Annotated in this window: 22 protein-coding genes; 5 read left to right on the forward strand and 17 right to left on the reverse strand. The window is 34.3% G+C overall.

Annotated elements, in window-relative coordinates; translation table 11 throughout:
* Positions 1–136 precede the first annotated feature (136 nt).
* A complete protein-coding gene (gene gyrA, locus AC3E9W_RS22855; RefSeq protein ID WP_456891867.1) occupies positions 137–2,782 on the forward strand; it encodes a DNA gyrase subunit A in 2,646 nt (881 codons plus the stop codon).
* A gap of 36 nt (positions 2,783–2,818) precedes the next feature.
* On the forward strand, positions 2,819–4,087 hold the full coding sequence (locus AC3E9W_RS22860; protein ID WP_306157484.1) for a tetratricopeptide repeat protein: 1,269 nt from the start codon (positions 2,819–2,821) through the stop codon (positions 4,085–4,087).
* 66 nt (positions 4,088–4,153) lie between these two features.
* On the opposite strand, the gene AC3E9W_RS22865 is transcribed toward AC3E9W_RS22860, so the two are convergent.
* The 7 genes from AC3E9W_RS22865 to AC3E9W_RS22895 all read right to left on the reverse strand — a co-directional run bounded on the left by AC3E9W_RS22865 (position 4,154) and on the right by AC3E9W_RS22895 (position 13,324).
* Positions 4,154–4,573, reverse strand: a complete 420-nt coding sequence (locus tag AC3E9W_RS22865) for an OsmC family protein (protein WP_306157486.1) — start codon at positions 4,571–4,573, stop codon at positions 4,154–4,156.
* Positions 4,574–4,834: 261 nt separating this feature from the next.
* Positions 4,835–6,814: a DUF349 domain-containing protein gene (locus AC3E9W_RS22870; RefSeq protein WP_488770202.1), complete on the reverse strand. Its 1,980-nt coding sequence runs from the start codon at positions 6,812–6,814 to the stop codon at positions 4,835–4,837.
* A gap of 249 nt (positions 6,815–7,063) precedes the next feature.
* Positions 7,064–7,810: a lipid A phosphoethanolamine transferase gene (locus tag AC3E9W_RS22875; protein WP_306157490.1), complete on the reverse strand. Its 747-nt coding sequence runs from the start codon at positions 7,808–7,810 to the stop codon at positions 7,064–7,066.
* A 68-nt stretch (positions 7,811–7,878) separates the two neighbouring features.
* On the reverse strand, positions 7,879–8,631 hold the full coding sequence (locus AC3E9W_RS22880; protein WP_488770203.1) for a shikimate dehydrogenase family protein: 753 nt from the start codon (positions 8,629–8,631) through the stop codon (positions 7,879–7,881).
* A gap of 2 nt (positions 8,632–8,633) precedes the next feature.
* Positions 8,634–10,028: a tetratricopeptide repeat protein gene (locus tag AC3E9W_RS22885; protein WP_306157494.1), complete on the reverse strand. Its 1,395-nt coding sequence runs from the start codon at positions 10,026–10,028 to the stop codon at positions 8,634–8,636.
* A 273-nt stretch (positions 10,029–10,301) separates the two neighbouring features.
* The gene (locus tag AC3E9W_RS22890) at positions 10,302–11,495 is read right to left on the reverse strand and encodes an aspartate aminotransferase family protein (protein ID WP_488770204.1); all 1,194 of its coding nucleotides are present in this window, start codon (positions 11,493–11,495) and stop codon (positions 10,302–10,304) included.
* 152 nt (positions 11,496–11,647) lie between these two features.
* The gene (locus AC3E9W_RS22895) at positions 11,648–13,324 is read right to left on the reverse strand and encodes an OstA-like protein (RefSeq protein WP_488770205.1); all 1,677 of its coding nucleotides are present in this window, start codon (positions 13,322–13,324) and stop codon (positions 11,648–11,650) included.
* A gap of 284 nt (positions 13,325–13,608) precedes the next feature.
* On the opposite strand from AC3E9W_RS22895, the gene AC3E9W_RS22900 reads away from it, so the two are divergent.
* Complete coding sequence (locus AC3E9W_RS22900) at positions 13,609–15,477, forward strand: alpha-amylase family protein (protein ID WP_488770206.1); 1,869 nt, start codon at positions 13,609–13,611, stop codon at positions 15,475–15,477.
* 137 nt (positions 15,478–15,614) lie between these two features.
* Here the strand turns inward: AC3E9W_RS22900 and AC3E9W_RS22905 are convergent, their stop codons facing one another.
* The 8 genes from AC3E9W_RS22905 to rsfS all read right to left on the reverse strand — a co-directional run bounded on the left by AC3E9W_RS22905 (position 15,615) and on the right by rsfS (position 22,393).
* Positions 15,615–16,685 (reverse strand): glycoside hydrolase family 130 protein, encoded by a 1,071-nt coding sequence (locus AC3E9W_RS22905; protein ID WP_488770207.1) that lies wholly within the window; start codon positions 16,683–16,685, stop codon positions 15,615–15,617.
* 77 nt (positions 16,686–16,762) lie between these two features.
* Positions 16,763–17,542: a superoxide dismutase gene (locus AC3E9W_RS22910; RefSeq protein ID WP_488770208.1), complete on the reverse strand. Its 780-nt coding sequence runs from the start codon at positions 17,540–17,542 to the stop codon at positions 16,763–16,765.
* A 7-nt stretch (positions 17,543–17,549) separates the two neighbouring features.
* Entirely contained in the window at positions 17,550–17,819 is a 270-nt protein-coding gene (locus AC3E9W_RS22915; RefSeq protein WP_306157506.1) for an acyl-CoA-binding protein, read from the reverse strand.
* The gene (locus AC3E9W_RS22920; protein WP_306157507.1) at positions 17,820–18,473 is read right to left on the reverse strand and encodes a phosphatidylserine decarboxylase family protein; all 654 of its coding nucleotides are present in this window, start codon (positions 18,471–18,473) and stop codon (positions 17,820–17,822) included.
* Positions 18,463–19,353: a phosphatidate cytidylyltransferase gene (locus AC3E9W_RS22925; RefSeq protein WP_456891886.1), complete on the reverse strand. Its 891-nt coding sequence runs from the start codon at positions 19,351–19,353 to the stop codon at positions 18,463–18,465. The genes AC3E9W_RS22920 and AC3E9W_RS22925 overlap by 11 nt, the downstream gene beginning before the upstream one ends.
* Before the next feature lies 1 nt (position 19,354).
* Positions 19,355–19,963, reverse strand: a complete 609-nt coding sequence (locus AC3E9W_RS22930; protein ID WP_306157510.1) for a lactate utilization protein B/C — start codon at positions 19,961–19,963, stop codon at positions 19,355–19,357.
* Between the two features lie 117 nt (positions 19,964–20,080).
* The gene (gene ftsH / locus AC3E9W_RS22935; RefSeq protein WP_488770209.1) at positions 20,081–22,006 is read right to left on the reverse strand and encodes an ATP-dependent zinc metalloprotease FtsH; all 1,926 of its coding nucleotides are present in this window, start codon (positions 22,004–22,006) and stop codon (positions 20,081–20,083) included.
* Between the two features lie 15 nt (positions 22,007–22,021).
* Positions 22,022–22,393 carry a ribosome silencing factor gene (gene rsfS / locus AC3E9W_RS22940; protein ID WP_017496527.1) on the reverse strand — a complete coding sequence of 124 codons (372 nt, stop codon included), beginning with the start codon at positions 22,391–22,393 and terminating at the stop codon, positions 22,022–22,024.
* A gap of 92 nt (positions 22,394–22,485) precedes the next feature.
* On the opposite strand from rsfS, the gene AC3E9W_RS22945 reads away from it, so the two are divergent.
* Positions 22,486–23,214 carry a biotin--[acetyl-CoA-carboxylase] ligase gene (locus AC3E9W_RS22945; RefSeq protein WP_488770210.1) on the forward strand — a complete coding sequence of 243 codons (729 nt, stop codon included), beginning with the start codon at positions 22,486–22,488 and terminating at the stop codon, positions 23,212–23,214.
* A gap of 297 nt (positions 23,215–23,511) precedes the next feature.
* Here AC3E9W_RS22945 and AC3E9W_RS22950 read toward each other — a convergent pair whose 3' ends face one another.
* Positions 23,512–23,904, reverse strand: coding sequence for an SRPBCC family protein (locus AC3E9W_RS22950; protein WP_488770211.1), 393 nt, complete (start codon positions 23,902–23,904; stop codon positions 23,512–23,514).
* 170 nt (positions 23,905–24,074) lie between these two features.
* Entirely contained in the window at positions 24,075–24,719 is a 645-nt protein-coding gene (gene pyrE, locus AC3E9W_RS22955) for an orotate phosphoribosyltransferase (protein ID WP_071637185.1), read from the reverse strand.
* Positions 24,720–24,726: 7 nt separating this feature from the next.
* Between pyrE and AC3E9W_RS22960 the strand changes: the two genes are divergently transcribed.
* Entirely contained in the window at positions 24,727–25,377 is a 651-nt protein-coding gene (locus tag AC3E9W_RS22960) for an NUDIX hydrolase (protein ID WP_488770212.1), read from the forward strand.
* Positions 25,378–25,771 lie beyond the last annotated feature (394 nt).

Below are 25,771 nucleotides of genomic sequence, written 5' to 3' on the forward strand. Positions count from 1 at the left end.
AATTTATTAACTAAAACCCAAAATAAAGTTGTTAATAAATCCTTGAAATTAGTATAAGTTATTAGCGGAAAAATCTTCAAAAAAACGTATCTTGGCACGCTTTGAAAACTAATATAATTATTTAATATAACAACTTATGTCTGAAGGAGAAAAGTTAATTCCTATTAACATAGAGGATGAAATGAAGTCAGCTTACATCGATTATTCGATGTCAGTAATTGTATCGAGAGCACTTCCTGATGTTAGAGATGGCTTGAAACCAGTGCATCGAAGAGTTCTTTACGGAATGTATGATTTAGGTGTAACATCAAGATCTGCCCACAAAAAGTCTGCGAGAATCGTAGGGGAGGTTCTGGGTAAGTACCACCCGCACGGTGATACCTCTGTTTATGATGCAATGGTACGTATGGCGCAGGAATGGAGCATGCGTTATTTATTAGTTGATGGTCAAGGTAACTTTGGTTCTGTAGATGGTGATAGCCCAGCAGCAATGCGTTATACTGAGGCCAGAATGCGTAAAATTTCTGAAGAGATTATGGCCGATATCGAAAAAGAAACAGTTGATTTTCAATTGAACTTTGACGATACTATATATGAGCCAAAAGTAATGCCAACAAGAGTTCCTACTTTATTAGTTAACGGAGCTACAGGTATTGCAGTTGGTATGGCGACTAATATGCCACCACACAATTTAACTGAAGTTATCAATGGTACTTTGGCGTATCTTGATAATAACGATATTGAAGTAGACGAATTAATGACTCATATCAAAGCTCCTGATTTTCCAACGGGAGGTATTATTTATGGATATGAAGGCGTTCGTGAGGCTTTTAAAACCGGTAGAGGACGTATTGTAATGCGTGCTAAAGTTGGTTTTGAAGAAGTGGACGGAAGAGAATGTATTATCGTTACAGAAATTCCATATCAGGTTAACAAAGCCGAAATGATCAAGCGTACTGCTGATTTGGTTAACGAGAAAAAAATCGAAGGTATTGCCAATATTCGCGATGAGTCGGATAGAACAGGTATGCGTATCGTTTATATTCTAAAACGTGACGCTACACCAAACGTAGTATTGAATACTTTATATAAATACACACAATTACAATCTTCTTTTAGTGTAAATAATATTGCACTAGTAAAAGGTCGTCCGCAAATGTTGAATCTAAAAGATATGATTCACTATTTCATCGAGCACCGTCATGAAGTTGTAGTTCGTAGAACACAATTTGAATTACGTAAAGCAGAAGAAAGAGCGCATATCTTAGAAGGATTGATCATTGCTTCTGACAATATCGACGAAGTAATTGCGTTAATTAGAGGATCTAAAAACACGGACGAAGCTAGAGAGAAATTAATCGAAAGATTCAAGTTGTCAGATATTCAAGCTCGTGCTATTGTTGAGATGCGTCTTCGTCAGTTGACAGGTCTGGAGCAGGATAAATTAAGAGCGGAGTATGACGAATTAATGAAGTTAATTGAGCATTTGAAAGCGTTATTAGCAGATATTAATTTAAGAACTGATTTGATTAAAGAAGAGCTTGTTGAGATTCGCGATAAATATGGCGATGACCGTCGTTCTCAAATTGAATATTCTGGAGGAGATGTAAGTATTGAAGACTTAATCGCCGATGAAAATGTAGTTATTACAATTTCGCACGCAGGTTATATCAAACGTACGAACCTAACAGAATATAAAACTCAAAATAGAGGTGGAGTTGGACAGAAGAGTGCTGGAACAAGAGACCAGGATTTCTTAGAGCACATGTTCGTTGCGACCAACCACCAATATATGATGTTCTTTACACAAAAAGGAAAATGTTTCTGGATGCGTGTTTATGAAATTCCAGAAGGAAGTAAAACCGCAAAAGGTAGAGCAATTCAGAACTTGGTAAATATTGAAAGTGATGATAAAGTAAAAGCTTTCATTTGTACGCAAGATTTAAAAGACAAAGATTACATCAATACGCATAATCTTGTAATGGTAACCAAACAAGGTCAGGTGAAGAAAACTTCTTTAGAGAAATATTCTAAACCAAGAGCAAATGGAGTGGCTGCGATTACAATTAAAGAAGGTGATGAATTACTTGGTGCTCAGTTGACAAACGGAGAAAGTCAAATTATCTTAGCCGTTAAGTCTGGTAAATTGGTTCGTTTTGAAGAAACAAAAACACGTCCGATGGGAAGAACAGCTTCTGGAGTTCGTGGAATTACTTTAAAAGACGAAACAGACGAAGTAATCGGAATGGTTACGGTTGACAAAAATGATATTACAGAATCTCAGATTTTAGTTGTAACTGAAAACGGATACGGAAAACGTACTAAATTGGTTGATGAAGATGGAGAAGATGTGTACAGAATTACAAACCGTGGAGGTAAAGGTGTTAAAACACTTAATATCACAGAGAAAACAGGTAAATTGATCTCAATCAACGCTGTGACTGATGCAGACGACTTAATGATTATTAACAAGTCTGGATTAACAATCAGAATGGCAATTGAAGATTTACGTGTTATGGGACGTGCTACTCAAGGTGTTAGATTGATTAACTTAAAAGGTAAAGATTCTATTGCTGCTGTTACTACGGTAATGAAAGATGACGTAGAAGAAGTAGAATTAGATGAAGACGGTAATGTAATCGAGTCTGGCATTGAGAGAATTAAACCAGATTTGGAAGTTCTTGAAGATGATGGAGCTGCAGAAGATGATGACGACTCTGATGACGAGGAAGTAGAGGATGAAGACGATGCGGAAGCAGAAGACGAAGAATCTGAAGAATAAGTAGAAAACAAAAATTAAATACAAATAAATATCATTATGAAAAGTAAATATGTAATACTTGCATCAGCATTACTGATCTCTGTAGCTACGTTTGCTCAAAAAGATCAAATTAAAAGCGCTGAAAAGGCATTAAAGAGTGGTGATGCTCAAGGAGCGATTACAATACTAAAAGATGCTGAAAACTTAGTTGTTAACGCTAAAGATACAGAACAGGCTCAGTTTTATTTTGTTCAAGGAAATGCTTTTCTTGACCTTGCAAACAAAAAGGTTGAAGAAAGTAAAAACTTATTGGCAGCTGCAAATAGCTACAAAAAATTAATTGATGTAGAAACAGCTTCTGGAAAACAAAAATATTCATCTCAAGCAGCAGCTTCAATTACAAACATCAAAGGATTATTGATTAATTCTGCGATTGCTGATACACAAGCAAACAAGCATGCAGAAGGTGCAAAAAAATTATACGAAGCGTATGGTTTAGATAAAAAAGACACAATCAACTTGTATTACGCAGCATCTACAGCTGTAAATTCACAAGATTATGATCTTGCTTTGCCAATGTACGAAGAGTTGAAAAAACTAAACTACTCTGGAAAAGGAACTTTATACTTAGCTGCAAACAAAGCTAACGGAAACGAAGATAATTTTGCTAACGCTAAAGAAAGAGATTTAGCTGTAAAATTAGGAACTCACGAAAAACCTAAAACAGAAGCTATTCCTTCAAAAAGAGGAGAAATCTACAAAAACTTAGCTTTAATTTTAGTTCAAAAAGGACGTACAGAAGATGCTAAAAAAGCAATCGCTGATGCTAGAAAAGCAAATCCAGATGATTCTTCTTTAATCTTGACTGAAGCTAACTTATACTTAGAGACTAAAGATTTCGAAAAATACAAACAATTAGTGGGTGAGGCTTTACAAAAAGATCCAAACAATGCTGATTTAGTATTCAATTTAGGAGTAATTAGTGCTGGAGCTAAGAACAATGCTGATGCAGAGAAATATTACTTAAAAGCAATTGAAATCAATCCTAATTATACTAATGCTTACTTAAATCTTGCAGCATTAAAATTAGAGGCTGAAAAACCAATCATTGACGAAATGAACAAATTGGGTACTTCTGCTAAAGACATGAAACGTTACGATGTTTTAAAAGCTCAGAGAGAAGCTGTTTTCAAAGGAGTTATTCCTTACCTTAAAAAAGCGAATGAGTTAGATCCTAAAAACGAAGATGTTTCTAAAACATTAATTGGAGTTTACAGTGCTCTTGAAATGACTGCTGAAGCTAAAGCTTTGAAAGCAAAAATGTAATAATTCTTGTTTCGAAATAAATAAAAAAAAAACCATCAGTCTCGGCTGATGGTTTTTTTTATGGTTCTAACTGATTAATTCAGCAGATAGTGTAATTGTGGTATTCAATAGTTTTGAAATCGGACAGATTTCTTTTGCTTTGGCAGCTGTAGCAGCAAATTCTTCTGCAGAGATGGATGGAACTTTACCTTTTAAATCTAAATGAATTAAAGTGATGGTTCCGTCTTCAAAAGTGACTGTCGCTTCTGTAGTTAAATCATCTGCGGTAAAACCTCCTTCATTCAATAAAAAGCTTAATTGCATCGTAAAACAGCCCGAATGTGCCGCAGCAACCAATTCTTCTGGATTTGTACCAACGCCATCAGCAAATCTCGTTTTAAAAGACAGCTGAGCATTGTCTAAAGTTGTGCTTTGCGTGCTAATTTTTCCTGTTCCTTCCATACCGGTTCCTTTCCAGTTGGCGTGTGCTTTTCTTGTAAATTTCATTTTTTAGTTATTAAAATTAATAATTTGGTTTGTTATCAGGTTGATTATCAAATAACAGTGTTCTATCAAATATACCTAAAATTTTGCATTCCAGCTTTATCAATTTGTTAGCATTAAAATTAAAAATTGAAAAAAAATAAAATTCCAAATTCCAATTGCGCTTACTCAATTGGAATTTGGAATTTAAAAAGTTGGAATTTAAAAAGAAATTGGAATTTGGAATTTATCCTGAAGCTCCGGAATTGGAATTTTTCTATATATTTATTCCTGTCCCAAGTTTCTTAATTGTTTCAGTTTGTCTTTCCAAACATCAAGGCTTTCTTTGTGAATAGCGATGTTTTTACGTACTTCTGTAACAATCGAATTCTCTTTTTTAGCATTTTTAGTGTTGGTAAAGAACTGAATGTTATTTTCTAACTGGAAAATTTCATTTTGAACTTCTTCAATCTTACGCATAATAAAGATCTTTTCATTGTCTAGTTTACGTGTATCATTGCTGTCAGACAAAGAATCAATGCGGTTAGCAAAACGCATCATTTCTGATTCTTTTTTGCTTAAGCTTAATTTCTCAAAAAGGGCATCCAATATTTTATTGAATTTTCCTTCGATATGTCTTCTCGAGAAAGGAACTTTTCCAAATCCTTTCCAAGTTTCAATATGTGCTTTTATGGCATCTAAATCTGTTTTGTGATCTCCAGTAAGCTGGAAAGCTCTTAATACATCTAGATATGCTTTTTTGTTGTCAAAAGCGGCAACTTCTTCACCGTTTTCTTCCGATTTATGCTCTTTTAGCTTATCAAAATAATGGTTGCAGGCATCCTTAAATTCTTTCCAGATTTTGTCTGAATATTTTTTAGGAACATGTCCAATCTGTTTCCATTCTTCCTGGATCTGTTTCATTATAGGAGTTGTAGCTGCAAAATCAGTGCTTTCCTGTAATTCTTTTGCTTTTGCAACAAGAGCCAGTTTTTTGTTTAGATTATCGTTTTGATCTTTTTTGATATCCTTATAGAAAGAATTTTTGAAAGCGTTAAAATTTCTAACCGCAGTTTTAAATGCTGCCCAAGTTTCTTCATTTACTTCAGAAGGCACTTTTCCGGCTGCAAAAAACTCATTTCTTAAGTCTTCCACTTTCTGAATCTGAACCAACCATTGCGAGTGAGAATTTACTTTTTCGCTTCCAAGGACTTCGATTTTTGCAACAATCTCTTTTTTAACTTCAAGATTCTTTTGCTCGTTTGCTCTTTGGCTTTCAAATAAAAGTTCTCTTTTATCGTGTATTTTCTTTGTCAGTTCGCTAAATTGATTCCAGATGGTGTCACGGTGTTCCTTAGAAACAGGTCCAATCTCTTCTTTCCAGATTCTGTGTAAATCCTGTAACTCACGGAAAGATTTGTTGACATCGGCATCATTTGCCAACTCTTCAACGCGAGCAATGATTTTTTGCTTTAATTCTAAATTATGTTTAAAATCTAAATCTCTAGCCTCACGGTCTAAGTGAAGATAATCATAGAAATTTTCAACGTGAAAATGGTAATTATTCCAAACGTGATTGTATTTATCTTTCGGAATTGCTCCGGCATTTTTCCATCTTTCTCTTAATTCATTAAAGTGCTTAAGAGTATCTTTAATATTTTCCTGTGGATTAATTAATTCCTTTAATTCTTCAACAATAGCCAAACGATTTTCTAAATTGCTTTTTAGATTTGTTTGTAAATGTTTAAAATGAGCATTTCTTTTGTCTCTAAAAACATTATAGTATTCGTCAAATTTTGATTTTAAAGGAAGATGATATTCAAATTCTTCATTAGGATCTGGATTAGAAGCTAAAAATTCTTCTTTTTTCTCTTCAATCAGGTGATGATATTGCAACAAGAAAGCTTTTTTGATTTCTTCAATATGATCTTTTACAGACATTACTTTATCTGTATTAACCAATTTTTTAAGTTCATCAACAAGAGCATCTAGCGAAAATGTGTTGTAATCCTGCATAGGAATGTCATGACGTTCCTTCAAAGTTTCGTCTTCACTTTCAGCAGCATTTGAATTGGTAATCACATCTAATGCTTCTTGATGAGCATTTTCTTGTTCTTCTAATTCATTTTCAGTTTCTGATACTTGGTCTTCTGTCAAAGTTTCAGAATCTGAGATTTCAATTGCTTCATTTGTTACAGAATCATTTATTTCGATTCCAGATTTTCCGTCTGCGTCAAGCAGGTTATCATTCTTTTCTTCTAACATCTTTAAAATGTATAAGGTTTTTATTTTAAACAGTGCGAAAGATAGTAAAGGTGTTTCTAAATACAAAATAAATCCTTTGTTTATGCTCTTTTTACGATCAAATTCTTATTATTTAGAGCCTTTTGAAAATAGGTCGCACAATTTTTAAACGATTTATTATTATAAATTTAAATTTTAGAATCGCCGTTTTTTTAGATAATGTGTTTTAATATCGCAAAAGATATAGTGTTTAAATGGTTTTAATGAAATTCAGAATAAAACTAAAAGCCCCGCTTCAATACCGAAATTGTACGTTTTCTGGCCTCCAAAAGCAGCACTTGGATGAATGTACACTAAATTGTTTGGTGTAATTTTTCGTCCAAATTCAAGAAAAGCATTATTCTGAAAACCTTGCAAAACGTCATTGTACCGAAATGCCGCATCTGCTGCAACCCAGTTTTTTCCAAAAAAATATAAAACGACATTTTCAAAAACCGTAACACTTATATCGCTTCGGCTATCAGCTCCGGCAAAACTCCCTTGATATTCTAAGGTCGATAGCCATAAAAACTTTTTCTTGTAAAAATACTTTCCGTATATCACCGCTGGCATAGCGACCCATTTGCCAGATCCAAAATTCGGATCGGCTGCGGTATTAGCATAAACTCTCGTGCGTAGCGCAATTCCGTTATTGTTCTTCATGTACGGAATATAACTTACTCCCATACCCACGTCGCCTATAGCAGTTTTGTTAATCGAATTCGTACTGGCGGAAATCAGCGGAAGATCAAAACGTAAATTCCAAGCCTTGTTGCCTATAGGAAGTAAAACACGAACTTGGGTAGTGTTAAAAGACCCGTTGTCGGTATCTAGATATTCATCAAAAAAAATGATTGTTTTGAGAAAATAATGGTAGCGTGGTTCTGAGAATGGACCACTTTTAGCGATAGTATCCTGCGCCGTGAGTTGGCAGGTAATCAAAAAAAATAAAATGCTAAGTATTTGTATTTTTGTCATAACTACCTATTAATAAGTAGTTTAAAAATACAAAAAATACATTAACATTTTATTTTTTGCTATTTATTTTATTTGTTCCAGATTTTCCAAGCTTTTTCAGCCTGAAAAATAAGCATGTCGTGTCCGTTTTTAATTACAGCTCCCTGTTCTTTTGCTTTTCGTAAGAAAGTAGTTTCTGCAGGATTATAAATTAGATCGTATGCAATATGTTTTTCGGTAAAAAACTCATAAGGCAAGTTTGGACAAGCTTCAATATTCGGACTTGTTCCAACTGGCGTGCAATTGATTATAATTTGAAAATTATCAAAAGTAGTGGCATTAATCAAATCGTAATCGATTATGTTTTCTTTGGCTTCTCTAGAAACAAAAGTGTACGGAATACCCAATTCGTCCAAGGCAAAAGCAACACCTTTAGAAGCTCCGCCTGTACCTAAAATAAGAGCCTTTTTATGATGCGGTTCTAATAACGGTTCTAGAGATTTTTTAAATCCGTAATAATCGGTATTATAACCCTTTAGCTTACCATTTTTAGTAAATTTAATAGTATTGACAGCACCAATTTGAGTAGCTTTTTTTGATAGTTTATCTAGAAAAGGAATAACTTGCTCTTTGTACGGAATGGTAACATTTAACCCTTTTAAATCGGGATTGTTTTTAACTAATTCTGTGAAGTAATTAATTTCAGAAATGTCAAAATTCTCATAGCTGTTGCCAGCAAAAACTTCATTATTAAATTTTTCTGTAAAATAACCTTTTGAAAAAGAGTAGCTTATGTTGCGTCCTAATAATCCAAAACGTCTTCTTAATAAAATATCAACCATTCTTATTTACGATGTTTTTCTATATAATTTTTTACTGTTTTTTTTGCCCAAACTACTGGAAACAAATCCTCAATTAAGATATAATTGTCAAAGTTTAGACGTAAACCATTGCTTAAGTGAAATTTAGCTTTTGTATTGTCTTGAATCATAAAATACAATCCAGCCAAACGATATTCGATTTCATTTTCCTCTGGGAAATATTCTGTCGCTTGCAATAAAGTTTGGATTGCCGTTTCAAATTCTCCTAAAAACTGAAGGATATCAACCCAGAATAACCAAGTGTCTAGTGCGTAATCGCCAAATTCAACCGCTTTTCTAAAACCAAATTCGGCTTCTTCAAAGAAATTCATCTGTTTGTTGATCGTCGCATATCTTTTCCAGTACAAACGATTCTGATTGTCAATCGCCAAAGCTTTATTCACAAAAAATAATGCTTTTTGGTAGTTTTTCTGGCGAAGGTGAAAATCGGTAATCGCAATCCAGCCTTTGTCTAAAAGCGGATCCTCGTGAACCGTTTGGTTATAGTATTGAATCGCTTTCGCTAAATTTCCAAGTTTTTCATAACATTTACCAATTCGAAGAAGCGCATACGAGGTTGCATCGTCTAATTCGATGGTTCTGTTATAACTTTCAATTGCTTCATTGTATTTTTTAAGGCGTTCGTAAGCTTTCGCCTTTTCCATGAAAGCGCCCAAAAATTCATCATCGATCAATGTTGCGTAATCAAACGCGCGAATTGCATTTTCATATTCTTTTACGCCATAATGAAGACGTCCAAGCTGATGCCACGCAATTTCGCTATAAGGATTTCTGTTAATGTATTCGTTTAAATAAACAATAGCCTCCTGATTTTGATCCAAAAACTCAAAGCAATACACTACGTTATAAAGTGCAGATTGGTCTTCTAAATCTTCTTCAAGACATTTAATGAAATTTTCTTTTGCCAATTCAAGATTATCCATAAAAAGATATTCCATACCAATCAAATTGTATACATCAGCATAATCATCAGTATACTGAAGTGCAATTTTTAACAGTTCAACTGCTTTTTCGTGCTGGTCTCTTTTAGAACAGATATTGGCTTTTTGGATGTAGATTTCCTCATTGTTGGGTTCAATTGCATACAACTCATTCAAAAGCTTTTCAGCGATATCGAGTTTATCGTCATAAACTAGCATTTCTACTTGTACTAATTTTAAGCCTGTAGATTTTGGATGCTGGTCTAATGCAAGTTTTAAGGCCTTTTTTGCTAAATTAGCCTTACCTATGTCTAAATAATGGAGAATTATTTCTTCGAATTCTTCAGAATCAAAAAAGAGTACTTTGTTGGTTTTTAACATCGACTCAAATTTGGATAGGGATAGGTTATAATCTTCTTCTTCGTTGCTTAATTGCATACTTCGTATATTTGAAATTAGCCTGTTATAAATTTAGGCAACCATATAATTGTTGTAAGGATAAGAAATTAATTGTTTTGAACAATTTAATTAACAATATATGGCGTTTTTTATTCTATTTTGGGAAGAAATATTCCTTATTACTAAGGGATTAACTTCGGTTTTGTCATTTTTTTAATGGTGTCGAAAAACTTTATCGAAATACATATAGACCGTCAATTTCTGTCGCTACTTATTGAAATAGCTTTTGAAAATATTTTAAAAAGAACTTTTTTAGCTGTTCTTCTTTTTTATTATTTCATCCATAACGTCTAAAATAATCGCGCAACCTTCTCTAATTTCGTCTTCAGAAATAGTCAAAGGAGGGGTAATTCGTATCGCGCATCCTTCAAATAAAAGCCAGAATAAAATAAGTCCTCTGTCTTGACAGGTTAAAATGACTTCGTTTGTAATATCTGCCGATTCTGTCATCGCGGCAAGCATTAATCCTTTTCCTCTAACTTCTGTAATCAAAGGATGTACCAAAAGCGATCTGAAGAGTTTTTCTTTCTCAAGCGTTTCTGCCATTAAATTTGTTTCAGTTAATTCTTGCAAAGTAGCCAAACAAGCTGACGCAATGACAGGGTGACCTCCAAAAGTCGTAATGTGTCCTAATTTTGGGTTTTCCGTTAAAAGGTCCATTTTTTCGGCAGAAGCAGTAAATGCTCCAACTGGCATTCCGCCGCCCATTCCTTTACCCATAACTACAATGTCTGGAACAACGTCATAATTTTGGAAGCCAAAAAGCTTTCCTGTTCTTCCAAAACCTGGCTGAATTTCATCCACAATCATTAAGGCTCCAACCTCATCGCAACGTTTGCGGACTTTCTCCAAAAAGTTGTTTTCTGGCTGAATAAACCCAGCTCCGCCTTGAATGGTTTCTAAAAGAATCGCTGCGGTTCGAGTGGTTATTTTCTGTAAATCTTCTTCGTTATTGAATGTGATAAAATCAACATCTGGAAGCAAAGGCCTAAAAGCTTGTTTGCGTTCCTCAAATCCCATAACACTCATAGAACCCATCGTATTTCCATGATAAGCATTGTGACACGAGATAAGCTGACTGCGGCCTGTAACTCGTTTTGCAAGCTTTAACGAACCTTCGATAGCTTCTGTTCCTGAATTGACCAGATAAGTTTTATTTAAAGACTCTGGAAGGAGAGAAGCCATTAATTTGCAATATTGAACGGCTGGACTTTGAGAATATTCTCCGTAAACCATTACATGCGAATATTTGTCCAATTGATCTTTTATTGCCTGATTGACTCTTGGATGCTGATGTCCTAAAGTGCAAGCTGAAACTCCGGCAACAAAATCTAAATATTTTTTATCGTTAGTATCGTATATGTAAGAGCCAATGGCATGTGAAACTTCAATTCCGAGTGGGTAAGGAGAGGTTTGCGCTTGGTATTTTATAAAATCTGGATTCATTTTTTTCTTAAAGGTTCAAAGTAGCAAAGGTACTAAGGTTCTAAGGTTTCCTTACTTTATGCTTAGGTTAACTTTTTTAAAGCGTCTAAGTTGCCGAGGTGCTAAGATTTTAAGCTTTTTCTTTTCGGCTTTGTCTAGCAGCAAACAAAAAACTACTTAATCTTAGGTTTCGCTTCTGTCTTCGGAGCTGGATTTTTCTTGTCGTAATTCAATGTTTCCTTCCTGACTTTCAGCGGAACGTTTTTACCTTTTTCTTCCTGTTCTTTTCCTTCTTTAATCAGTTTTTCATTCAGTTCGTTATCTTCGTCGGTAAAAATATCATCTTTCGACTTTATTCGTTCAGCACCTCTCCAGTTCATTCCTCGCAGCTTGCGGGCATTTTCTGGAAGTTCGTCTTCAGGAAAAATATCTCCATCAACTTTATTGAAGAAAGTAATGGTTTCTATAGCATTATTTTCCAAAATCATATTGATTTTACTGCTGACATTTTTATTGATTCCAATCAGTTCATTGGTATCATTTCGCATATAATAAATGACTTCGGTATTTTTGATCACATCAACATCATGAAGTTTTCCGTCCCGAAATTTTCCAAACAAATTGAGTCCCTTGACCTGATTATATCCCGTTCCGAGTGTGTCCTTGGACAGGACAAAAGTATTGTTGAGGACTTTTAAAGAGTCAATTTTTCTTGTTTTATTGTCGCCAATTAAGTGCATTACGTCGCCAGTAATTTGGTTTTCACCATTCCACAAAATCGGATTTCCGATCAATTTTGTCAAAGCAGATTTAGAATCCGAATGTATAGAATCACACTTACCGCTCATATCCGTTTTATAAAAACGAACATTGTTAAAAGCACGCAAAATTCGTTCGCCTTCTTTTCCTGTTACCATTAATTTTTTTCCGTGAATGTAAACCGAGTCATTTTCAACCAAATTGATAGCTACCGCTCTTTTAGTCACAAACATCGAATCTTTCAGTTTATAAAGCTCGGCGTAATGGCCTTTAACAATTCCTTTATTGATCGAATCGGTAATTTTTACATTTCGCGTAGCCGATGCAAATTCAATATTTCGATTGTAATATAAACTGTCGCCTTCTATAAGTCGGTCATCATATTTGATGTAGGATCTTCGGAGAAAATGGGCTAAATTTTTCTTCGTATCATAAAAACCTTTTTCGGTATAGATATAATTGGCTTTACTGGTAATTGTTGAAGGGCCAAGAAGATACGTATGCCCAGAATTACTGTAATAATCCAAATGGTTGGATTTAATTACATATTTTGGATTCGTAATCGTAACTTCAGTCAAAAACTGGAATTTCTTTTCTTTCACATAATACCTTCCAGATTTACTTACCAAAGTATTGTCTTTGTTTACAATTGTTCCTTTAGTATTGTAAAACGCTTCTTGGATATTTCGATCAAAATTAATGGTATCGGTACGCAAAGTGGCATCTGGAGAAGTTAAAACTGCATCTCCTTTAGCGAAAGCTTTTTTTTCATTACCACTATATTCGGCGTATTTACTATTTAGGAATAAAGTATCTCCTTGCACTAATTGTACATTTCCGAATGCTTTTAGGTAATTTTCTTTTTGAAAAAAATAGGCTTTGTTGCAAGTTAAGACCACACCATCGTGATTTACTTTTACATTTCCTGTAAGCAAAAGTGCATCTGGCACGTTAACCTGATCCACATCAGAAAAGTCAGCATTCTCGATGACGATAGTTTTAGGAGTTTGAGTCGGTTTTTTGGCCTGCGCCGCAATAAATTGTACGCTAAGAAACAGACAGCAAAATATGAAAAAGAGTGATTTCTTCAACTGATTAAATTTTTGTCAAATTTATAAAAAAGGTTAGAACCTATGGCTGATATTAGGATTAATTTATAATAACTCGCCAACACCTCAATTAACCAGTTCGCTATTATTTATTTTTTCAACAAAACATTGAACTCACACGTTGTAGTTGCGATATTTTGGATTTAAAACACAGCATTTTGAAAAGAGAATGACCTGAATTTTAAAAAATGAATTACATTTAGAAATTAGTTTAATGTCTTTTGCAGATAAAATTTAAAATCTAAAGAAGAATAGCCCAAAAATATATGATAAGTAAAAAAATAATTGCAGCCGGGATTACATTAACGGTACTATTTTCGGCCTGTAAAACAAAAGATTTAAAAATGAGTACAACAAAAGAAAAACCTGCAACAGAAAAGAAAGTTGTGGTGTATCAAGTTTTTACACGCCTTTTTGGAAATAAAAATACAGCTAACAAACCATGGGGAACTATTGAAGAAAACGGTGTTGGAAAATTTAATGATTTTACAGATAAAGCTTTACACGAAATTAAAGATTTAGGTGTCAATTATATTTGGTACACCGGTGTACCGCATCATGCTTTGGTGCGTGATTATACGACGTACGGAATTTCTAATGATGATCCAGAAGTGGTAAAAGGTCGTGCGGGTTCTCCTTATGCCGTAAAAGATTATTATAACGTAAATCCAGATTTGGCGGTAGATCCATCAAAACGATTAGAAGAATTTAAGGCTTTAATAAAACGTACTCATGCCGCAGGTTTAAAAGTGATTACAGATATTGTTCCGAATCATATTGCGAGAAAATACGAAGGAAAATCAAATCCTGCTGGTGTAAAAGATTTTGGTGCAGACGATGATGTAAATGTTGAATACAAACGAGACAATAATTTCTACTATATTCCGAATCAGCATTTTGAAATTCCAGATGGAGATGTGCCTTTAAATGGAGAAAAAAATCCATTGATTGATGGAAAGTTTGATGAAAATCCTGCAAAATGGACAGGAAATGGTTCTCGAAAATTCAAACCAGACCAAAATGATTGGTACGAAACGGTAAAAGTAAATTATGGAGTGCGCCCAGACGGAACCAAAGATTTTCCTGAACTTCCGGCTGGTTTTGACCAGAAATCGTATCAAGAGCATTTTGCTTTTTGGCAAGATAAAGACGTGCCAGATTCTTGGAAAAAGTTTAAAGACATTGCTTTGTATTGGATTTCAAAAGGTGTTGACGGATTCCGCTATGATATGGCCGAAATGGTTCCGTATGAATTTTGGAGCTATATGAACTCTTCGATTAAAATGAAAAATCCGAATGCGTTTTTATTGGCAGAAGTGTATAATCCGAATGAATACCGTAATTATATTCGTTTAGGAAAAATGGATTACTTATATGATAAAGTGGAAACTTACGATAAGCTGAAAGATATTATCCGTGGAAAATCTTCGCCTGACGAATTAACTAAAATTCAAAACGGAATGGCCGATATTGAGCATCATATGCTTCATTTCTTGGACAATCACGATGAACAGCGTTTAGCAAGCCCAGAATTTGCAGGAACGCCAGAAAGAGGAAAACCTTTAATGGTGGTTTCGGCAACCATAAGCACTTCGCCAACAATGATTTATTTCGGACAGGAAGTAGGAGAGGCAGGAAATGAAGATGCAGGTTTCGGAAAACGCTCAAGAACGTCAATTTTTGATTATATCGGAGTTCCAAATCACCAGCGCTGGATGAATGATGGTAAATTTGATGGAGGCCAGCTTTCAGATTCAGAAAAACACCTTCGCGACTTTTACAAGCGTTTATTGAATTTCACAATTAAAAGTGATGCCTTAATGGGAGAATTTCAAGAAATTCAGTCTATAAACCGTCAAAATCAAGCGTATGATCCGTTGTTATATTCTTTTGTTCGCTGGTCAGATCATCAGAAATTGATTGTTGTTGCTAATTTTTCTTCTGAAAAAGAAAGTGAATTTGAATTGAAAATTCCTTCTGAAATAATTTCAAAATGGAATCTAAAAGACGGTTCTTATGTTTTAGTAGATAAACTGTATCTGCAAAATAAAACTTATTTGAATGTAAAGAATGGAGAAGGAGCGGCTCAAGTAAAAATAAAGCCTTCTGAATCTTTGATTTTCGAAGTAAACTAGATTTTCTAACACATAGAAACATAGTTTAGCAAAATTATAAAAGGCGTTTCACTAGTTTAAATGCACATAGTTTATCTATGTGTAGAATAGTTTCTTTCGTATTCTTTTTTTGCTCAAAAATCTATGTTTCTATGTGTTTAATCTTTTTTTTTAATCTTTTTAAGCAGAGAAATAATTTCTTTAATCGAAAATGTAGCGCCACATACAAATTCATCTGAAGCACCATAATAAACAGTTAAAGTGTCTCCGTCAGGCTCAAGGATATGCCCATTGGTGAAAACTACATTTCCAAAAAAGCCGCTTAATTCATATCCTGTTTGAGGTATCATAATTGGCTCAATTGTTCTAGAAATTACTTTCGTAGGATTATCAAGTTCCATTAAAAATGCTCCCAGACAATACTGATGAGCATCATTTGCTCCATGATAAATTTCAAGCCAGCCTAATTCTGTTTTTATTGGTGCAGCTCCGGCACCAACTCTTTTACTGTCCCAGCTATCTTTTCTGGTTTTGATAATGCATTTGTGATTTCCCCAATGAATACCATCTGGAGACGAAGCAATCCAAATATAATTACCGCCAAGGTCAACACTGCTCGGGCGATGTAATGCGTAAAACAAACCGTTTATTTTTTCTTCAAAAATGGCACAGTCTTTATTATGAGGCGGTAATATCATTCCGTGTTTTTGAAAATTCTTCCAATCGGTTGTGGTTCGTAAACCAACGCCAACACCATTGTCCGAAACAGAAGTAAAAGTTAGATAATACTTACCCTCAATTAAAGAAACGCGACAATCTTCAATTCCAAAAGTTTCCAATATTCCTTCACCAACCAAATGCGGGTAATTTTCGGGTTCATAAAACTGTTTTCCGTCTTCGCTGCACAGTAATCTAATATGAGATAAAGTCGTTAAGTAATCAAGTCCCTGATAATTTATAACACGTGCATCTGTAGCAATAAGTTCAGGATGATTTTTTAAAATTTCGATAATCTGAATTGCTCCAGTTTCTGTTAATACAGGGAAAGAAATAATGTCTTCAATTTGTTTCGGTCTTTCTGCAACTCTTACAGCCAGCCAGATTTTGTTTTGAAACTGGAATACGCCGGGATTTAATAGACAGGTAATTTCTAAACCTTCTCGACTTGGCGGTAAATCGGAAGGCGCTAAAAGTGGATTTTCTATAAAACGTGTTGCTATATCTTTCATATCTCTTTGTTGTTGTTTATGAGATAATTAAGGTATAAAAAAAAGCTGATACAGAATTCTATATCAGCTTTTTTGTTTTATACTTTTTTAACCTTTTTGAGAGCTTCGACGTAATATTCGTTTACTTTTTCCCAATTGATATGATTGTAAAAAGCATCAATATAACTGCCTTTTCGGTTTTGATAATCTAAATAATAAGCATGTTCCCAAAGATCAATTCCCATAATTGGAGTTCCCGGAATCAAAGCATTTTTCATTAACGGATTGTCTTGATCATTTGTCGTAGTAATTTGCAATTTACCATATCGGTCTACAACAAGCCAAACCCATCCAGAACCAAACTGTTTCTCTGACTGCGCTTTAAACTGATTGGTTAGGTTATTAAAAGAACCAAATTCTTTAGCAATTGAGCCAGCCAGTGTATCTTTTGGAGTCTGTTCTTTTGGCGTTAGAATATTAAAATAAAGCGTATGATTGTAATAACCGCCAGCATTCTGACGAAGCTTAGCATTATTTAAATCCATCTTTTTTAAAATATCCTCAATTGGCATATTTTCAAATTCAGTCGATACAATCTCTTTGTTGAAATTGTTGGTGTACGACAAATAATGTTTAGAATAATGTGTTTCTAAGGTCAAAGTTCTAATGTCTGGTGCAAGCGCATCATAATTGAATGGCAATTTTGTCATTTCAAAAGAGCCAGGATCTGCTTTGACATCATTTGGCGATCCGATAGTGATTTTTTCTTCTTTTGTTGGAAGAGGAACCTCAACTACTTCAACAAGCTTGTCTTCTTTACAGGAAAATAATAGTAAAAATGAAGCTAAAGTGCTAAAAAGAACAACGTTTTTCTTCATAATGTTTTTATTTTGATGTTAATGAATTGATGATTTCGATATAATGTTCTTTGGCTTCGTCAACAGACATATGGCTAATTTGCATCCAAGCATTGGTTTTAAAAGCGTCTCTTAAATCAAAATTTTCAGATTGATTGTAAACAGCTGTTCCAAATGTTGCCTGTTTGTAAAAAGCGTAAAGTCTTAACTGCACATCTTGAGGCAGAGAAGCCTGAGTCATTGTCATTGCAATTTCTACAGCTTTAGCAAAGCGAATATCTAAATCTTTTTCAGCCATTTATGCTTTTGTAGCAATAATTGTTTTTCCACCAATCGCTTTCTGATTTAACTCGACATTGATTGGCGTACCTAAAGGTAAAAATAAATCTACTCTTGATCCAAATTTAATGAAACCAGCATCTGTTCCTTGAACCACCTGCATTCCTTCTTTAGCGTAATTTACAATTCTACGAGCCAATGCTCCCGCAATTTGTCTGTATAAAATAGCACCGAAAGTTTCGTTTTCGATAACTACTGTAGTTCTTTCGTTTTCTTCACTAGCTTTTGGATGCCAAGCAACCAAGAATTTACCAGGGTGGTATTTGCTAAATTTGATGATACCATCCATTGCGTAACGCGTTACGTGCACATTGATTGGCGACATAAAAATAGAAACCTGCAAACGTTTATCTTTAAAATATTCTCCTTCATATACTTCTTCAATAACCACCACTTTTCCATCAACAGGAGCAAGGATATGATCGCTGTTTCTAACTGCAATTCTCTTCGGATTTCTGAAGAATTGTAAAATAATAATTAAAATTACAACCGCTGCGAATTGAACAAGCATTCTCAGCCAGGCAATATCAATGAATTTATCAGCAATTAAAAGTACAGCTACTGTAAATACAGTACCTAGTAAAATGGACGGGCCTCCTTCTTTATGAAACATAATATAAAATTTGATAAAATAAAAATATAATTGGTGCTACAAATATAACACTATCTAATCGATCTAGAATACCTCCATGGCCTGGCATGATCGAACCGCTGTCTTTTATGCCGGCAATTCGCTTAAATTTAGATTCTATTAAATCTCCAATAGTTCCAAAAATGCTTACGATTATGGCAATGGTAGTCCAGATTATGATTGACATATTGCTGAACTCAGGTTTTGGCTGAATGTATAGCTTAGAAATCAGGAAACCGGCAAAAGCTGCAAAAACAGCACCGCCAATAAATCCTTCAATTGTCTTTTTAGGAGAAACACGCTCAAATAATTTGTGTTTTCCCATTGATTTTCCAACCAAATAAGCAAAAGTATCATTGGTCCATATTAAGATAAAAAGGCCTAAAATAATCTTCGGATTATAATCGTTTGTTCCAAAAGAAATCTTTACGATAAATACAAAAGGAAGTGTTATATATCCAAGAAGATATAAATATTTTGAAGAAGTGCTTACTTTTTGAACCGAGTCATAAAATAAGAATATAATACATTTTATAGAAACAACTAGTGTAACGGCCAGAAGAACTAAATCCAGCTGTTTGATGTTGGTTTCTAAACTAATATTTGAGTTAAGAGTATCGTTTAGAAATTTAGTTGTCTGTTTGTTGTAATGGCTTACAAGAATAATCGACGAATAAACTAAAGTTCCAAATAGAATCGAAAACACTTTGTTTAAATTTACAATATTAGAAAACTCGTATATCGTAATAATCAGGAAAACGCCAAAAAGAGTAATGAAGCTTTCTGTAGAAAACAATATCGAAGTTAATAATAAAGCGATATAAACAGCACCAGAAATGGTTCTCTTCAGTGTTTCGTTCATCTTAAAGATCTTCTAAAAGCAGTAAATAAAGGTTTTTTGCAACACTTCCGTATTGAGTAAAATCTTCGTCTTTGGCTTTTTCGAAATATTTTATTGTAGTGATATTAGTAGGAATGTCTCTTTCGTATTTGCGTTTAATAGCGCTTAATCCGTCACTTTTCATAGGAAGGATTTGACTTGTAGTTGCTATTATAACAATATTTGCCGGTAATTCGTTAGGTTTATTTTGTCTGATTTGTTTGGATGAAAATAGAATCGAACCTTCATCAGCTATAAGGTTTTCACAGCTTGCTAATAGAAATCTAGGATTTGAAGGGGCAATGTAGAATAATTTGTTTTCTTCTAATAAACTAAAAAGAGCTGGTTCATAACACAAAACCTCATTTTCAAACCAATCATTTTCTTCTAAAATGTTTTCAAATTGCTCTGCCAATTCTTGTCCGTTTTCACAGTATAGAAATTTCCCTCCATTTTTCTTAAAATTGAAAATGAATTGTTCATCTAAAGACAAATGACTATTCGGAGCAGAAGATGTTCCTGCATATTCGCTTTCGTGCTCTTCGTCAGAAGCGGATTCACTGGAACCAAATATTTTTTTGAAAAAATTCATTTTTTTATATGAAATACTTTACATGTTAATTGAAAACGTTCAAAGATAAAAAAATCTTAATTCAAAAGGGTGTTTTGAATTAAGATTTTGAAAAATTATTACGTATTTCGTAATTACTTATGAAACTACTTCTTCCAAATTTTTGTCAAAAGTACGTTTTCCGAAAATGTTTTCTAAATCATCTTTAAAGATTACTTCTTTTTCAATCAGAATATCAGCAAGTTGATTTAATTTATCTTTATTTTCTTCTAAGATTTGAATAGCTCTCTGATATTGGCCTTCAATTAATTCTGAAATTTCGGCATCAATGATTTTTGCAGTTTCGTCAGAATAAGGTTTAGAGAAATTGTATTCGCTTTGTCCGCTTGAATCGTAATACGTAACGTTACCGATTTTATCGTTTAATCCGTAAATAGTTACCATAGCACGAGCTTGGCGTGTTACTTTTTCTAAGTCGCTTAATGCACCAGTAGAAATTCTGTCAAAAGTTACTTTTTCAGCAGCTCTACCTCCCATAGTAGCACACATTTCGTCTAACATTTGATCTGTTCTCACGATTTGTCTTTCTTCTGGAAGATACCAAGCAGCTCCTAAACTTTGTCCACGCGGAACAATTGTAACTTTAATAAGTGGTGCAGCATGCTCCAACATCCAGCTTACAGTAGCGTGACCAGCTTCGTGAATAGCGATTGCTCTTTTCTCTTCTGGAGTAATGATTTTGTTTTTCTTTTCAAGACCACCAATGATTCTATCAACAGCATCAAGGAAATCTTGTCTGTCTACAGCCGCTTTGTTGTTACGAGCCGCAATTAAGGCAGCCTCGTTACAAACATTAGCAATATCAGCACCAGAGAATCCTGGAGTTTGTTTTGCTAAGAAATCTAAATCAAGACCTTCAACTTTTTTGATAGGAGCTAAGTGTACTTTGAAGATTTCTGCTCTTTCGCGAATGTCTGGTAAGTCAACAAAAATTTGTCTGTCAAAACGTCCAGCACGCATTAAAGCTTTATCTAGAACATCAGCTCTGTTAGTTGCAGCCAAAACAATTACGTTAGAGTTTGTTCCAAAACCGTCCATTTCTGTCAGTAATTGGTTCAAAGTGTTTTCTCTCTCATCGTTTCCGCCAGACATATTGCTTTTTCCTCTCGCTCTACCAACAGCATCGATCTCGTCAATGAAAATGATAGCAGGAGATTTTTCTTTTGCTTGTTTAAATAAGTCACGTACACGAGATGCACCAACTCCCACAAACATTTCAACGAAATCTGAACCTGATAAAGAGAAGAATGGTACTTGAGCTTCACCAGCAACAGCTTTTGCCAATAAAGTTTTACCAGTTCCAGGAGGTCCTACAAGTAGAGCTCCTTTTGGAATTTTACCTCCAAGATTCGTGTATTTTTCTGGATTTTTAAGGAATTCAACAATTTCCTGAATTTCTTCTTTAGCACCTTCTAAACCAGCAACATCTTTAAACGTAGTTTTGATATCTGTTTTTTCGTCAAAAAGTTTCGCTTTAGATTTTCCGATATTGAAAATCTGTCCGCCACCTCCAGCGCCTCCACCAGACATTTTACGCATAATGAAAATCCATACACCAACAATGATGATGATAGGAAGTAAGCTGATTAAAATATCGCTCCAGTTATTTTTTTCTTCAAATTTATAATTTTTCAGTTTTTTTGCAGCGACAGCAGCTTGTAAGCTTTTCTCGAAATTCTGAATATCTCCAATTTTCACACTATAGTGTGGTCCTTTGTTTGGCTGTTTGAAAATATCTTCAGCTACTTTCTTGTTTGCTGGATCTTTAAGAGCCGCAGGAGTTAAATATACTTCGGTTTCTGATTTGTTGTAAATAACAACTTTATCAACTTGTCCTTTTTCCAAAAGATTATTAAAATCAGGTGGCGTTAATTGAACAGGTTCGCTCATACTTGATCCTCCTGTTGCAAAACTTATGAATAAAAAAACTAAAAGTATTGCGGTGTATATTAACCAAGGACTTATTTTAAATTTATTCGGATTTGGATTATTATCTTTAGCCATTTAATGAAAGTTTCTTTAGTATTTGTTCTCGATTGTAGTTATTTTGGCATCGCCCCAAAGGCTTTCGATGTTGTAATATTCGCGAATATGTTTCTGGAAAACGTGTACCACAATATGTACATAGTCCATTAAAACCCACTCTGCGTTATCGGTTCCTTCTACGTGCCAAGGTTTGTCTTTTAAGTCTTTTGATACAGTTTTTTGAATTGAGTTTACGATGGCGTTTACTTGGGTGTTTGAGCTACCGTTACAGATCACGAAATAATCGCATACTGCTGTATCTATTTCTCTTAAGTCAAGAATATCGATATCATTTCCTTTTACTTCCTCAATCCCTTTGATTATGTTCGCCAGTAGAACATCATTATTAACAGTCTTTTTCGCCATGAATTATTTTATATGAATTTGTAAAGTTACCAAATTTTGTGATTATTTTTGAACCTTAACAAAATATTAAATTAAGATATTTAAATTATTTAATGAAACTAATCAAACTCGATGCCATAGATTCTACAAATGACTTCTTAAAATCATTGGCAAGTCAAGATGAACTGGAGAATTTTACGGTCGTAACAGCTGAAAATCAGACAAAAGGGAAGGGGCAAGTAGGAGGCGTATGGAAGTCTGAAGCTGGTAAGAACTTAACTATGAGTGTATTGGTGAAGGATTTTCTCTTTAGCAACGAAGAAGTTTTTAATCTAAGTGTTGCGGTTTCTCTTGCAGTTTCAGAAAGCTTAAAATCTTTAAATATTCCTGATATCTGTATAAAATGGCCAAACGACATTCTGTCATACAATAAGAAATTAGTTGGCATATTAATCGAAAATACCATAAAAAGCGATGGCAGAATCGTGTCAGTTGTCGGAATTGGAATTAATGTCAATCAAACCGATTTTGGTGAATTGCCCAATGCTTCTTCTTTGGCAGTAATTGCGGGTAAAACTTTCGATAAAGAAGAACTTACTATTTTAATTGTCGAAAAACTAAAAGAAAAGATCCAGTTATGGAAAAGCGAATCGCAGATTTTTTGGAAGGATTACTTTAATTCGTTATTCAAAAAAGGTATTCCCACAGCATTTAGAGATAATAACAACAGTGATTTTATGGGAATTATTCAAGGAGTTTCTAAAGTTGGCAAATTGCAAGTTTTGCTAGAAGACGACTCAGTTGCTGAATTTGAAATAAAAGAAGTAAAGATGCTTTATTAAAGCTTCTAAGGTTCTGAGTTGCTAAGCTTATAAGTTTTTTTGCCACGAAGGCGCTAAGACTCTAAGTTTTCTTTTTTAGTTTAAACAGTAATCTAAATTTAACCTAATCTGCTCAGATCAATTAAATCTGCGTGAAACAAAAAATCTTTGCGACTCTGCGAGAAATTTTCGGCTCCAATTAAAAAAATCTTCGTGCCATAGCGCCTTCGTTGCAAATAAAAAGATCGCGCCTTCGTAGCAAAAAAAAGCCCGACAAAAGCCAGGCATTTATAATTCAAAATTAATAATTTATAATTATTAAAGTTTGTTCATATTGTTTGCTAAAGTTTCAATAAACTTACTGATTGGACCTTTAACCATCATCGCCATCATCGCGTTGAATTCGCCTTCAAAAAACAATTGAACAGCACTTTCAGAATCTGAAACACTATCAATGCTTGAAGTCAGCGTAAACGGAAGTTTATCACTCGCAGCACCTAAAACAATTTTGTTTGGCGCAACTTTATCTTTCATTTTTAATTTGATTTCCGGCATCCCTTTCAATCCAAAAATAAAAGCGTCTTCGCCAGTCACTTCAAATTTAGCGATATTGTCTGGCATTAATTTTTCGAAATTCTTTACATCAGTCAGTTGATCAAACAAATCCTGAGCTGATTTCTGAACTGTAACTTTTGGACTTTCTAAGTTCATAATTTTGTTTTTTTATTTTTACCGCAAAGTGCGCAAAGTTTTTTTAATATGCAAGCATTGTAAAGTTCGAAAAGCTAAAACTTTGATAAAATTCCAATTTTTAAATTCCAAATTCCAAAAATCTGTTCGCTCTAAGAGAAATCTAAAATCTACAATCTAAAATCTGCAATTTATTCTTGCCCCCAAGTAGACGGACTCTCGTTCCATTCTAAAAGAGTAGACTGTTGGTCTTCTGTAATGTATTGTTTTTGAACCGCTAAATCTAACAAGTTTTCGTAATTGCTTAAAGTAAATAAATCAATATTAGCTTCTTTGAAATTTTCTTCAGCAACACCAAAACCGTATGTAAAAATCGCTGCCATACCTTTAATATTAGCACCTTCGCTTCTTAAAGCTTCCACAGCCATTAAACTGCTTTTTCCAGTACTGATCAAATCTTCAACAACCACAACATTTTGGCCTTTTTGTAAAAAACCTTCCACTTGGTTTTGTCTACCGTGTTTTTTTGGTTCCGGACGCACATATACGAACGGAAGACCCAAACTTTCGGCAACCAAAATACCAACTCCAATCGCTCCAGTAGCAACACCGGCAATGACATCAGGCTTTCCAAATTGTTTCTCAATGTTTTTAGCAAATTCATCACGAACATAGTTTCTAATGCTCGGAAATGAAAGAATTAACCTATTATCGCAATAAATAGGAGATTTCCAACCAGAAGCCCATGTAAAAGGATTTTCGGGATTCAATTTAATTGCATTTATTTGCAAAAGCAATTCGGCTGTTTTTTCGGCAGTATCTTTATTAAAAATCATAGTACAAATGTATAAAGTTTTTGTAAACGACAAACCACTTTTTTTGACAAATGAAATCTCTAAGGAAACAGATTTCCAATTGTTCTTGTTGGAGAGTATTGATGTAGAACAGCTTATAATTAAAATTTTTCAAAATAAAATTCAAAAAGCCATTCTATATCATCCCGACGAAAGTGTCATGATGAAAACCCTTAAAGCCAAAATTCCCGTAAATAAAGCGGGAGGAGGCTTGGTATATAATAAAAAAGGCGAGGTTTTATTTATCTTCAGAAACGGTAAATGGGATCTCCCAAAAGGCGGAATCGAGAAAGGCGAAGAAATCGAAGACACCGCCATGCGCGAAGTAGAAGAGGAGACAGGAGTTGGACAATTAAGAATTGGCAAAAAACTAGAAAAAACCTATCACATTTTTAAACGCAACGGAAAATACAAACTCAAAATCACCCATTGGTTCGAAATGTTCTCCGATTTTGAAGGAATTCCACACGGACAAGCCGAAGAAGGCATCGAAAAAGTAGAATGGCTGAATCCTGAACAAATAAAAGAAGCACTTAAAAACTCCTACGAAAACATTAAATTATTGTTTGAGGAGAAAACTCCAACAGAAAAAATCGAACCGCCTGTTGCTTATCGATCGGCTCCAAATTCGAATAATTAAGCTATTTCTAAAGTTTAAATTGGAATTTGGAATTTAAAAATTGAAATTTTAGTAATTTGGGCGTGCCACCATCCCGATAAGAGGGCAAATATAGCATGCGCATATACGCCCTCTTATCGGGATGCTGTCGGGCTTTCGCTGCTACTTCGGTAGCTTGGCTCTATCCCTCACGCGTGCAAACTATGCATGAGTTTTTAGGTTTCAAGTTTCAGTTTTTTCAAAGCTATTGCTGTGTTATTGCTGGCGCGAGCGTCCCGCTCGTGACCTCTTTGCTGTCTCGTCCTGAAAAAAGTTTACATATTTATACTTAATCCTAAAATAGATTTACAGTTGAGTTTTAGTCCTATTATAGGTTTACAATGATAGGATTTTTTACGTAATAATTCTTCCATAA

Source organism: Flavobacterium sp. 38 (assembly GCF_057799715.1).